General features: G+C 35.0%; 12 protein-coding genes. 7 read left to right on the plus strand and 5 right to left on the minus strand.

Annotation, left to right across the window (positions count from 1 at the left end; all coding sequences use genetic code 11):
* The first annotated feature begins 83 nt into the window (after positions 1-83).
* Together coaD and ACXR6G_RS10090 are read left to right on the plus strand one after the other, a co-directional pair.
* The gene (gene coaD / locus ACXR6G_RS10085; protein WP_458361304.1) at positions 84-557 is read left to right on the plus strand and encodes a pantetheine-phosphate adenylyltransferase; all 474 of its coding nucleotides are present in this window, start codon (positions 84-86) and stop codon (positions 555-557) included.
* An 87-nt stretch (positions 558-644) separates the two neighbouring features.
* Positions 645-2,054 carry a TlpA family protein disulfide reductase gene (locus tag ACXR6G_RS10090; RefSeq protein ID WP_458361305.1) on the plus strand — a complete coding sequence of 470 codons (1,410 nt, stop codon included), beginning with the start codon at positions 645-647 and terminating at the stop codon, positions 2,052-2,054.
* Between the two features lie 22 nt (positions 2,055-2,076).
* Here ACXR6G_RS10090 and ACXR6G_RS10095 read toward each other — a convergent pair whose 3' ends face one another.
* Positions 2,077-2,679, minus strand: a complete 603-nt coding sequence (locus ACXR6G_RS10095; protein ID WP_458361306.1) for an NUDIX hydrolase — start codon at positions 2,677-2,679, stop codon at positions 2,077-2,079.
* Positions 2,680-2,805: 126 nt separating this feature from the next.
* Here ACXR6G_RS10095 and pyrE point away from each other — a divergent pair, with 126 nt between their 5' ends.
* Both pyrE and ACXR6G_RS10105 read left to right on the plus strand, forming a co-directional pair.
* The gene (gene pyrE, locus ACXR6G_RS10100) at positions 2,806-3,438 is read left to right on the plus strand and encodes an orotate phosphoribosyltransferase (RefSeq protein WP_458361307.1); all 633 of its coding nucleotides are present in this window, start codon (positions 2,806-2,808) and stop codon (positions 3,436-3,438) included.
* Between the two features lie 245 nt (positions 3,439-3,683).
* The gene (locus ACXR6G_RS10105) at positions 3,684-4,181 is read left to right on the plus strand and encodes a hypothetical protein (RefSeq protein WP_458361308.1); all 498 of its coding nucleotides are present in this window, start codon (positions 3,684-3,686) and stop codon (positions 4,179-4,181) included.
* Between the two features lie 480 nt (positions 4,182-4,661).
* On the opposite strand, the gene ACXR6G_RS10110 is transcribed toward ACXR6G_RS10105, so the two are convergent.
* Entirely contained in the window at positions 4,662-5,411 is a 750-nt protein-coding gene (locus tag ACXR6G_RS10110; RefSeq protein ID WP_458361309.1) for a biotin--[acetyl-CoA-carboxylase] ligase, read from the minus strand.
* Between the two features lie 156 nt (positions 5,412-5,567).
* Between ACXR6G_RS10110 and rsfS the strand changes: the two genes are divergently transcribed.
* The 3 genes from rsfS (at position 5,568) to ACXR6G_RS10125 (ending at position 8,964) form a co-directional block, all read left to right on the plus strand.
* Positions 5,568-5,942 carry a ribosome silencing factor gene (rsfS, locus tag ACXR6G_RS10115; RefSeq protein ID WP_458361310.1) on the plus strand — a complete coding sequence of 125 codons (375 nt, stop codon included), beginning with the start codon at positions 5,568-5,570 and terminating at the stop codon, positions 5,940-5,942.
* 30 nt (positions 5,943-5,972) lie between these two features.
* Positions 5,973-8,021: an ATP-dependent zinc metalloprotease FtsH gene (gene ftsH, locus ACXR6G_RS10120; protein WP_458361311.1), complete on the plus strand. Its 2,049-nt coding sequence runs from the start codon at positions 5,973-5,975 to the stop codon at positions 8,019-8,021.
* A 118-nt stretch (positions 8,022-8,139) separates the two neighbouring features.
* The gene (locus ACXR6G_RS10125; protein ID WP_458361312.1) at positions 8,140-8,964 is read left to right on the plus strand and encodes a phosphatidate cytidylyltransferase; all 825 of its coding nucleotides are present in this window, start codon (positions 8,140-8,142) and stop codon (positions 8,962-8,964) included.
* A gap of 101 nt (positions 8,965-9,065) precedes the next feature.
* On the opposite strand, the gene ACXR6G_RS10130 is transcribed toward ACXR6G_RS10125, so the two are convergent.
* The 3 genes from ACXR6G_RS10130 to ACXR6G_RS10140 all read right to left on the minus strand — a co-directional run bounded on the left by ACXR6G_RS10130 (position 9,066) and on the right by ACXR6G_RS10140 (position 12,470).
* Entirely contained in the window at positions 9,066-9,944 is an 879-nt protein-coding gene (locus ACXR6G_RS10130) for a radical SAM protein (protein ID WP_458361313.1), read from the minus strand.
* Positions 9,945-10,126: 182 nt separating this feature from the next.
* Positions 10,127-11,467 carry an ABC transporter permease gene (locus tag ACXR6G_RS10135; protein ID WP_458361314.1) on the minus strand — a complete coding sequence of 447 codons (1,341 nt, stop codon included), beginning with the start codon at positions 11,465-11,467 and terminating at the stop codon, positions 10,127-10,129.
* A 67-nt stretch (positions 11,468-11,534) separates the two neighbouring features.
* Positions 11,535-12,470, minus strand: coding sequence for an ABC transporter ATP-binding protein (locus ACXR6G_RS10140; protein WP_458361315.1), 936 nt, complete (start codon positions 12,468-12,470; stop codon positions 11,535-11,537).
* Positions 12,471-12,592 lie beyond the last annotated feature (122 nt).

Here is a 12,592-nt window from a genome sequence, read left to right on the forward strand (position 1 = left end):
TTATTGTTTATTTTTGTGAGAGTAGATATAAAATGAATTTCGATTAAATAAGGATTGTGAAAGCAATCGAAAAATAGAATTAGATGGAACGTATAGCCATATTTCCAGGATCATTTGATCCTTTTACAGTAGGACACGAATCAATTGTAACAAGGGCATTACCCTTGTTTGATAAAATCATAATTGCAATCGGATATAATGCTGAGAAAAAACAATTTTTTCCTGTTGAAAAACGTATTCAGTGGATAAAAGAAGCCTTTAATAACGATCCTAGAATTGAAGTTGAGATTTATGGTGGCTTAACGGTTGAGTATTGCAAGGTAAAAGGAGCTCAATTTATTTTACGTGGTTTACGTACAGCAGCTGACTTTGAGTACGAGCGTGCTATTGCACAAATCAATAAGAAAATGGAATACGATTTGGAATCTATTTTCTTGCTGACGACTCCAGAACATACAATGATTACATCGACTATTATTCGTGATATTATACGTCATGGCGGTGATGCCTCACAATTCGTTCCTAAGGTGCAGGATCCTGAAGCATACAAATTGTAATCAATAATATATTGCAGACTATTCGTATCTGATATTTATTGAGGATACGAATAGCTGTTTTCTGATATTCACTTATAAATATTGAATATGCGATCGCTATTTATTTTACTGATATTGACTCTGGGAGTACATAACTCTTTTGCTAAAAAAGTTAAGCTGTTTGGTCAACATGCAGCCTATGCGAATACCCAAATTAAGGTGCTTTGTTATGATGATGCTTTTTCGAAAACGCAGAAGCAGCTAGCCGTAATTAAACTTGATAAGCAAGGTCAGTTTTCTGTGGAATTTGAAATCGCAAAAACGCAGATGGTGTTTTTGCCTCTAGGCGTGTTCCGAGGTTACTTTTTTGCTGAAGCAGATAAGGAATATCAACTAAGTTTACCACCCAGGAGAGATTTATCTCCATCGCAAAAAACCGATCCTTTTTTCGAACCTCAGGATGTTTTGTTGGGGTTCAGAAATGCTGATAAGAATGGATTGAATAGCTTAATCAGAAAGTTTGATAATCAGTTTGATAACTTCATTAATCAAAATTTCGAAGTAATTTATAATCAAGGCTCCAGTTCGGTAGGTGTCGGGTTTGCAAAACAAATGAATAGCGATTATGCTCTGGAGAAGAATCCTTACTTTCAGGTTTATTTAAAATATCGTTTGGGTTTTCTTGATTATTTAGCTTCACCAGAGGCTTATATCAGTTTGGAGAATAAATATTTTGCAAAGCAAACTCTTGAGCTTAATAATACAGCTTATACAACTCTGTTCAATAAAATTTACGATAACTCATTGGGGGCAGCATTTCATCGTAGAGAGAAATCGAAGTTTAATAAAGCACTTGAATCTTCGGACCCTTATCAAAACTTGAACCAGCTAATGCAAAGCTATTCTGTCTATCAGGATAAAAGTTTCAGAGATCTTCTTTTGGCTAAGGCTGTATTTAATGCAACTGAAAATGCTATTCTTACTCGTAGTAAAGCAATAAGAATTCTTGAAAAGATAAATCAGAACTCCAAAGATTCAAGAGTTAGCCAGTTGACAAAAAACTACTTAGCGAAACTGTCACATTTACTTAAGAACACAAGTGTGCCAAATTTTAAACTTGGTGATATTGCTCTTGAAGATTATAAGGGTAAATATTTGTATTTGAATTTTTGTAACACAACGAATTCTGTTTGGGATAATGATATTGAATCTCTTAAGAAATTGCATGAAGCCTTTGGTAAGGATATTGAATTCTTAAGTATTGCCAGCGATGTGGATATCGTTCGTTTCAATAATAGATTGAAACAAAAAAATATCACCTGGCCTATTGTCCAAATTGATGCAGAAAATCCAATCTTAGAAGATTATAAGATCAAAGTGTTCCCAACTTATATCATTATCAATCCAGAAGGTAAGGTTTATCAATATCCTGCCAGAGGTCCTCACGATGGGGTGGAGAAGATCTTTGTTAAGATAAAAAGAGAGCTACTTCGCAAAAACTATTCTCAGAAAAAATAAAAGGATTTGATTAAGAGATAATCTAATCAATTCCTTTAATAACTTCGAGTATTGAAGCATAGGTGTTTGCTTTGAATTCATCGAGTTGATTGCAAGCTATCCAGATCACTTTCTCAATGTCCTCCTCAGTTTGTGGAATAAGCTTTTCATTGCCAGAATAGCTCATTTTAAACCAATAGCTCCGTTTCAACATCCATGAATTATTCATCCAATAGGTATGATATGTTGATTCCAGTTTTTCTTCAAGTTTAAGATTGCTGATGCCGCACTCTTCTTCAACTTCACGTAGGGCTGCTTCTTTTATTGTTTCACCATCTTCCACCTTGCCTTTAGGCAAATCCCATTTCCCTAATCGGTGAATGGCTAATATCTCATTATCTGGATTGAAGACTAATCCTCCAGCTGCTTCTATATATTTAAATTGATTCTTGAATTCTGAAAAAAGTGCTTCCACATCTTCAGCGGCAAAGAAAAGTGTTTCTTTATTTTCATCCTGATCGAAATCAGAAACAATAGCTTCCAAATTATCTCCTTCAGTCCACAGATAAACCATGCATGGAAAATTCATACTTTCGGCCTTATCGCCTAAGAAAATTGCACGATCTTTAAAAAATACTTTATACATTTGCGGATGATTTCAGATTAAGAGACTTGTAGTGTAAAAGTTTGTATCACTGTGGTATAAGCTTGAGTGTTACACTCGGTTTTGTTTAATCAACTCATATTTTGAACCATTTAATCCAATAGTCCTATGCAAAGCACTGCAAAACAAATCGCTGAATACCTTTTGCAAATAAAAGCAATTAAGCTAGAACCTACAAACCCATTCACTTGGGCTTCGGGATGGAAGTCACCAATTTACTGTGATAACCGTAAAACTTTATCGTTTCCACAAGTTAGAACTGATATCAAAAAAGCTTTTGCCAAAGCTGTTTTAGCAAAATACCCAGATGTTGAAGTTATTGCAGGTGTTGCAACAGGAGCTATTGCTCTAGGTGCATTGGTTGCTGACGAATTGAACTTACCAATGGTTTATATTCGCTCTTCGGCTAAAGCTCATGGAATGACAAATATGATTGAAGGTGATTTAAAAGCCGGACAGAAAGTTGTTGTTATTGAAGATTTGATTTCTACAGGTGGATCAAGTTTAAAAGCTGTACAAGCTCTACGTGAAGCTGAATGTGACGTTATGGGTATGTTTGCGATCTTTACTTATGGATTCCAAACTGCAGAAGATAACTTTACCAATGCGAAATGTGAGTTAGAAACTTTAAGTGACTACAATACAATGATTGACTGTGCACAGGAAACTGGCTATGTTAAAGCAGAAGATGTAGCTCAGTTGAAAGAATGGCGCAAAGATCCAGCAAACTGGAGGAAGTAATAAAAGCTGTAAATCGTTCTTGTAAGAAAAACTCCTGTTGTTAATCTTTGAAAAGAAGGCGCAAAAGACAAGGCTTTCGAAGTAATGAAAAACAGGAATTTACTTTTGTAAATGATTTTTTTCAATACGAGATTAACGCTGTATTTGGCGTTTTGTTACAAAGAGGAAATAGCTAATAAAAAATATATCAAGAGAGAGTGTCTTATCAATGGACACCCTCTTTTGTATTCTAAAAGAGAAAGTATATGTCAACAACGAAGATTGTAAGCGATATCAAAATTATTCCAAGTCATGTGAATAGTATTTATTCCTTTTTATCTGATTTTAGAAAAATTGCTAAAGTATTCGAATTGGCTTCTGAGAATCCAGAAGTTCAAGCGAAAATTGAAGAGCAAACTAAAAAGAAGATGAATTTTAAGGATCAAATTGAGCATTGGGAAGCTACCGAAGACAATTGTTCTTTCGTAATTAAAGGTTTTGGTGAAGCTGGTTTGCAATTTGTTGAAAAGGAAGAAAACAAAAGCCTAAAATTGACAGGATACGGCCGTAGTCCTTTCGAATTTTATTTTTGGATTCAGTTGATTGAAGAAGGTCCTTACGAGACTAAAATTAGATTGACCGTGCATGCCGAATTGAATGCCATGATGAAAATGATGCTGAAAAAGAAACTTGAAAAAGGTATTGACCAATTAGCTGAAGGAATGACCCAGATTCCTTATCAGAACCTTCAGAATATCGAGTAAATTTGATTTGCTGATGTGATGATTCTTCATTATATAAAAATAGCCAGACTTTAGAGTTTGGCTATTTTTGTTTTATATGGGTATTAGAAAGTTCTTGTCACTTTGTAGGTCTCAATATTCAAATTTGTCAAACTCGAATCAAATATTTCTTTAAAATGATATGACGGTGCGCTGCACCTGAATTCTATATCATGTATTTGTTCTACAGATATTGAGGTGCTCAGCACCTATATCTACAATTTTAACATTTTTTACTAAGCGACAGAGTCGCGTGATATTTGTAGCCAGGATAAAATTATGAAGATATTGCAATCCTGGGTTGATGGATGGCATCCTGCAAATCCGTCGCACGCGTATATGTTAATAAAGGCGCTTGGCTTTTCTAGACGGTAGTTTCAGAGATTATTTATACATAGGTATATCTTTTTGTCCTCATTTTGATAAGGAATGTCAATAGATTCCCTCTAGATATGATGAAGTTTATTGGTTAAAAGAAACCTCTTTGAAATTATAAGTTCTGATTTCATTGTCTACATCTTTAATTTGGAGCTGTCCAAATTCTGAAATACCAACAATTTTGCCTTTAAAATCGCCATCTTCATCTTCGAATTCGTGGATCTCGTTCATCCAATAAAGGTTTTTTAAGTAATCTTGCTCTAATTGCGGTGCTTTTCCTCCTTGTACTTGCAGATAACGTTTTTCTATGGTGCCCAAGAGCTTTGTCAGTTCATTTTCCAAATCATAGTTCTCATTAGTTAGCATATATAGAGAAATAGGGTTTGGAGCATCAGAAATAAATTTGCCTTGATTGACATTTAGACCAATACCACATACCGAATGTGATAAATTAGCTCCCATTATGGATTGTTCAATTAAAATTCCCGCAATTTTTTTATCTTTAATATAAATATCGTTTGGCCATTTGATAGAAACATAATCAGTATAAGTGTCTAAGTAATCTTTTACACCCAGTGAAATGATCATAGAAATCTGAAATTGATCTTGAGCTAAGATGAAATTGGGACGAAGTATAAGACTAATGGTAAGGTTTTTGCCACTTTCACTTTCCCATGCATTTGTTTGCTGTCCGCGGCCTTCTGTCTGATTTAATGCCATTACGACAGTGCCATCTGACGGATTGGTATCTTTTAGCAATTGGTTGGCATGTGAATTTGTCGAATCGAGTTTATTAACTCGAATAATTCGCTCGGGAAGAAATAAATTTGGCATAATTTGATTCAAATATGATTTGAAGACAAAATTAAGAGGAAGATTTCAATTTCTAAGACTTGAGACTCCTTTTTTATTCAAATGACTCAAATCTAAATATTGCTTTATTATTATAGATTTAAAAAAAAATTATCTTTGTAAGATTAAAATTAATATATGACTAAAAAAAGAGAACATTCACCTGAAAAATTAGTCGATACGATTATTGATGCCTTAAAGGATCTAAAAGCTGTTGATATTGTATGTGTTGATTTAAAAAATGTAAGTGGTGCCGTATGTAAGTATTTCATTATTTGTAATGGAACTTCCAATACACACGTTTCTTCACTTGCTGATAATGTTCAAGATGAAACAATCGAGAAACTGGGTGAAAAAGTATGGAAGAAAGAAGGCCATCAGAATGCCCAATGGCTACTCTTGGATTACGCTGATGTAGTCGTTCATGTTTTTCAAAAAGAATATCGTGATTTTTATCAATTGGAGCAATTGTGGGCTGATGCTAAAATCACTCGCATAGCAGATGTTCTTTAAAATAGTACAAATAGAATTATACAAAATATAATGACAGAAAAGAAAATGCCAAACACACCTCCTCCTAACAATAAGAAAGGAAAGGGACCCTCTAATATGATGAAGGTACCTAAGTTTAATGCTTATTGGATTTATGGAATCATAGCTTTATCATTCTTAGCCATTCAATATTTTACTTACCAGCAAAATCCTAAAGAGACCAGTTGGCATAAGACGAAAGTTGAGATGTTGCGTAATCATGATGTGGAAAAAATTGAGATTGTTCGTAATCTTGGTAATGTAAATGTTTACATCAAGGATGCAAATTTAGATAAATACCCAGATTTATTCTCTAATTCATTTGATTCACCATCAAAAGCGGGACCACACTATTTCTTCACAATTGGATCGATTGAGAATTTTGAGAAGAATCTAGAAAAAGCTCAGGAAGCTATGCCTGAAGTTGATCGTGTAGCGGTAAAATATGTTGACCACAAAGATTATTTTGGAGATATTATAGGATTTATATTCCCTATTCTAATCATACTTGCTATTTGGTTCTTTGTATTCAAGAAAATGAGTAAAGGTGCTGGCGGTGGAGCTGGTGGTGGTAATATTTTCAATGTTGGAAAATCTAAGGCAAAAGTCTTCGATAAAGAGTCAGATATTAAGACAAACTTTAAGGATGTTGCTGGTTTAGCAGAAGCGAAGCAAGAGGTTGAAGAAATTGTAGAATTCCTTAAATTCCCTGATAAGTACACCCAATTGGGTGGTAAAATACCTAAAGGTGCTCTACTTGTAGGCCCTCCAGGAACAGGTAAAACTCTTTTGGCAAAAGCTGTAGCTGGTGAAGCTCAAGTCCCTTTCTTTAGTATGTCAGGTTCTGATTTTGTTGAGATGTTTGTTGGTGTTGGTGCTAGTCGTGTTCGTGACTTATTTAAGCAAGCTAAGGAGAAATCACCATGTATCATTTTCATTGATGAGATTGATGCTATTGGTCGTGCTAGAGGTAAGAACCCAAATATGGGATCTAACGATGAGCGCGAGAATACATTAAACCAGTTGTTGACTGAAATGGATGGTTTCGATACTAATTCAGGTGTCATTATCCTTGCTGCAACTAACCGTGCCGATATTCTAGATAGAGCTTTAATGCGTGCTGGTCGTTTCGACCGTCAGATTCATGTTGAACTACCAGATTTAAATGAGCGTGAAGAAATTTTCAATGTTCACCTTCGTCCATTAAAACTTGATGATTCGGTTCAAAGTGAATTCTTAGCGAAGCAAACACCGGGTTTCTCTGGAGCAGATATTGCTAATGTTTGTAACGAGTCTGCTTTGATTGCTGCCCGTAAAAAGAAAAATGTTATTCAGAAACAAGATTTCCTTGATGCAGTTGACCGTATCATTGGAGGTTTGGAGAAGAAAAATAAAATTATCTCAGTCAATGAGAAGAAGACGATTGCATATCACGAAGCTGGTCATGCAACAATATCTTGGTTGTTGGAATATGCTCATCCATTGGTGAAAGTAACCATCGTCCCTCGTGGAAAAGCTCTTGGAGCTGCTTGGTATTTGCCTGAGGAGAGAAGTATCACAACTAAAGAGCAGTTGTTAGACGAAATGTGCTCTGCTCTTGGTGGACGTGCTGCCGAAGAACTATCTTTTGGAAAGATTTCAACTGGAGCTCAAAATGACCTTGAGAAAGTCACCAAGCAAGCAATGGCTATGGTTTCAATATTTGGAATGAGCGAAAAGGTTGGTAATGTAAGTTACTACGATTCATCAGGGCAGTCTGACTATGGTTTCTCTAAGCCTTATAGTGAGAAAACTGCTGAGCTTATCGATGAGGAAGTTAAAGTATTGATTTCGACTTCATACGAAAGAGCAAAGCAAGTTCTTAAGGATAATATCGAAGGTCACGTAAAAGTGAGCCAATTATTATTGGAACGTGAAGTGATTTTCAGTGAAGATTTAGAAGCTATTTTTGGAAAGAGAAATTTTGGTAATCAAGAAATTGAAGAAGCTAAAACACTTCCAACTGATGCACCAGCGGAAGATGAGAAATCAGAAGAAGAGAACAACTCTAAGGCTGTTTAATTTCTGAGATTAAATATTTATTAAAGCTAAGTTGCCAATGAAAGTTGACAACTTAGCTATTTTTTGTTTAATTTAACGGCTTGATTTTTTTTTTGAGTTAAACTAATTTAGATTTATAGTGGGGGAATTTATAAAAAGAGCATTTACCGCAGTTTTATTTGTTATTGTGTTAATCGCAGGGATTAATCTTCATCCTATAGGCTTTATAGCGACCTTCTTGGGAATTGCTCTTTTGGCAAACTATGAATTTTATGGCTTGGTAAAAAAGGCGAATTCATCACCTCAAGTCGTAACAGGGCTTATAGGAGTGGTCTTATTATTTGCTGCTGTAACGTCGCATATTTACTGTGGCAAAGCAATTTTATCCTACTTATTACTTCTACTTGTATTCCTAAGTTTTATCATAGAGCTATATCGCAAAAAAGATAATCCATTTGCAAATATTGCCTACACCTTATTGGGAATAATCTACGCGGCTTTGCCTTTTGCACTGTTGATTTATCTTGTTTTTCAGAATGGGGTAGAGCAATTCAAACCTGATATTGTGATGGGTATGTTTATCCTGATTTGGATAAATGATACAGGAGCTTATTTGGTAGGCGTAAATTTTGGTAAGCATAGATTGTTTGAACGTATCTCTCCTAAAAAGTCATGGGAAGGAAGTATTGGTGGTGGAGTCGCTACCTTATTTGCTGCTTGGGGATGTTCATATTTTAGTCAGGAATTAAGCTTGACTTTATGGCTTTCTGTTGGACTTATAGTTGCTGTTATTGGAGGCTTAGGTGATTTGGTTGAATCCATGTTTAAGCGTAGCATTCAAGTGAAAGACTCAGGTTCAATTTTACCAGGACATGGTGGAATTCTTGATCGCTTCGATGCGATTCTGATTGTGGCACCTATTGTCTTTGTATTCCTTGAAATCGTTAAGGAATTCAGTAAGTAATATTGAATTTGGAAATATAAAATACCAGAAAAGCGATCAACTTAATTGTTGATCGCTTTTTTTTGTGTCTTCGACTCCGCTCATGACAACGCATCTTCATACTAAAGTCCACGCATCCATTCAGGTCTTAGTTTCGCATTTGCTGGATCGTCGAGTACGCCATTAATACGATCTAATAGCTCTTGTTTATCTCTATTGAGATTACCTTTAAGAATTAGATAATTCGAAGCATGATCGCTACGAAAGACGCTGTTTTCGAGTTCTAGTGTTTCTATAAACACTTTCATTTCGGCAATTAATTCAATTGTGTTTAATGGAATAAATTCACCATCAAATTTTTGTTTGAAATGATCTTCTCCATATGGATAACTCAATACCAGTGTCGATAAAAATTCAGGTTGAATTTCGTTCACAACATTAGCTGAATTAATCGCATGTTGCTCAGAATATTTTTGTCCTCCCAAACCATTTATTATCATCACCGAAAGTTTAATCCCAGCTTTTCTAGCTTTTTGTAAAGCCACACTTGTACTTTTGTAATTTTCTCCTTTATTGATTCGTTCCAGCAACTCATCATCACCAGATTCAATACCAACGTAAAGTAACTTTAATCCTTTTGAGGCTAATGTTTTCAGCTCTTCATCGGTTTTAGATTCAATATCTCGAGGTAAAGCATAGGCCGAAACTCGGTTCAGTTTTGGAAAGTTAGCATTTAGCTTATCTAATAAACGACTCAATTTATCGAAGGATAAAACCATGGCATTGCCATCAGCCAAAAATACTTTTCGAATATGGTCAGCTTGTGTAGCCAGTAATTCAATTTCTGTAAATACGTCCTTTTCAGATCGAAGTCGGAATTGTTTGCTACTGTACATTTCGCAAAAGGCACATTTATTCCAGGCACATCCTAAACTAACTTGTAAGATAAGAGAGTATGCCTCACTTGGAGGTCTGAAAAGAGGTTCGTCGTATGTTATCATCTTGCAAAAATATTAAATTTTGAATAGTGATTCAAAAAAAATGCCCCGTTTAAACGAGGCATTCATTTATTATCTATTTTAATTTTGTGAATTTGCAATAATCTTGATAATTATTTAATTTACACATCATCACATCATCACATCATCACATCATCACATCATCACATCATCACATCATCAAATTAACTGTGGTAACGTAACCATTTCCATATCTCTTTGTACGAAATTTTTTTGCCATACATTAAAATACCTGTGCGGTAGATTTTTGCTGCTAGCCAAGTTACAAATATGAATGATGCCACCAATATTCCCATTGATAATAGCAACTCCCATAATGGAACGCCAAAAGGAATACGTACCAACATGATAATAGGAGAGGTGAATGGAATGATAGAGCCCCAGAATGCCAAACTGCCTTCGGGGTTTTTAACAACTGCCATACTCATGTACAAAGCCAGCATCAGAGGTATTGTGATGGGTATCATAAATTGCTGTGTTTCAGTTTCGTTATCAACTGCTGAACCAACAGCTGCGAATAGTGCTGAATACAATAAATAGCCAGCCAGAAAGAAGAAGATGAAACCTCCAAGAATACTTAAAATATAACTCATGTCGAATGTTCCAAGAACCTCTTGCATCATATTTAATTGAGCCTGATCCATTGCTTGTCCTGTGCTTGGCAATTGGCTTATTGATGAAGCTTCTTGTATGCTTGAAGTATCAAGCCCTGGTAAGAAAATAGCACTACCAATGGCAATAATAGCTCCAGATAGAATGATCCACATTAGGAACTGGGTTAAGCCAACCATTGCCACACCAACAATCTTACCCATCATCAATTGGAAAGGTTTAACCGATGAAATGATTACTTCGATAATTCGGTTACTCTTTTCTTCGATAACGCCTCGCATCACCTGAACACCATACATCAAAATAAACATGTAAATAATGAAACCCATGGCAAAGCCAAGTCCCATTGCAATTTCGGTAGAGCTTTGTTTAATCTCTCCGTCATCACCAAATTTAATAGTCTTAACGGAAATAGGGGTTTTGGTTGCAGCTAATTTTTGCTCTAAATCGGGCATATTAGCTTCAGTAATAATCTTAGAACGTTTAATCGTTTCTATATGATTACGAATTTGAGAACCAACCTCTGATTTAACTTCTATAGTCACTTGTTTAAATGAAAATAGTTCAGTCGATTGTGATTCTAGAATATCTTTTGGAATTTTAAGGAGTGCATAATAACCTTTAGTATCCAGCATCTTTTTAGCATCTTCAAAGCTTGTGTTCTCTAGGTATTCGAAGGTGGTGAAATCTGTTGATCCCATTGGGCTTACCAGTTCAGATTCATTGATAACACCAATGGTTCTTTTTTCGGTATCGTCCTTCATCATCATCCATATCATAAAAGCGTATATACCTGCAATTAAAATAGGAGTAAGGAATGTTAGGAGTAGGAAGGATTTCTTTTTAACTCGTGATAAATATTCGCGTTGAATAATGATTAATATCTTGTTCATTGTATTTATCTATAAGTCCGATGAGATCGGAATGAAAATGAATTTTATTATTTGTGTTCTTAAGTGATTATTCAAAATCAAGACTCAGATTTTTTTCATTCACAACGCGAATAAAAATATCGTTCATGCTTGGAATAATTTCGTTGAAAGAAACAATTTTGACATGTGGAAGAATTTGAGAAAGCAGTTCGTTTGCTCCTGTTCCATTGTTGAGTTTCAATTTCAATGATTCGAATTCCTTATTTGATTTATGCTCTAATATTTCAATATCACTTGATATATTAGCTTTTATTTTTTCGAGTTCACCTGTGAATGAGATATTGTAAGTATTAGTACGATATTCCTTTTTGATATCTTCAAAAGAGCCATCAAGTATTTTCTCTGACTTATGAATCAAAGCAATATGGTCACAAAGTTCTTCCACTGAACCCATATTGTGAGTTGAAAAAATAATGGTGCAGCCTCTATCTCGAAGTTCTAATATTTCTTTTTTAAGGAGATTCGCATTTATTGGATCAAAACCACTAAAAGGCTCATCGAAAATTAAAAGCTTAGGCTCGTGAAGAATGGTTGTAATAAATTGGATTTTTTGAGCCATTCCTTTAGAAAGTTCCTCTACTTTTTTGTCCCACCATTCTAGGATATCAAATTTTTTGAACCAAGCTTGAAGTTTGACATTTGCATCTTTCTTGCTCATACCTTTTAGTTGAGCCAAGTAAATAGATTGCTCACCAACCTTCATCTTTTTATACAAACCACGTTCTTCTGGCAAATAACCAATATGGTGAACGTGTTCAGACTTTAAAGGCTCGCCATTAAAAAAGACTTCACCAGAATCTGGACCCGTAATTTGGTTGATAATACGGATAAGGGTTGTTTTACCGGCACCATTGGGGCCCAATAAACCAAAGATGCTTCCTTCTGAAACAGAAATACTCACGCCTTTAAGAGCCGTGTGGCCAGCATACTGTTTTACTATATTTTTTGCTTCGAAAAACGCCATGTTTAAATAATATTTAAAGGGTTTTGTGTTAGTAATAGTTAGTTTTTATTCTCGTATATATGTATTAGTCTACAAAATACTTAAAAGTTACTGCTGTTTAATATAAAATCGATATAAAAGTG

It is taken from the genome of Ancylomarina sp. YFZ004, assembly GCF_054254355.1.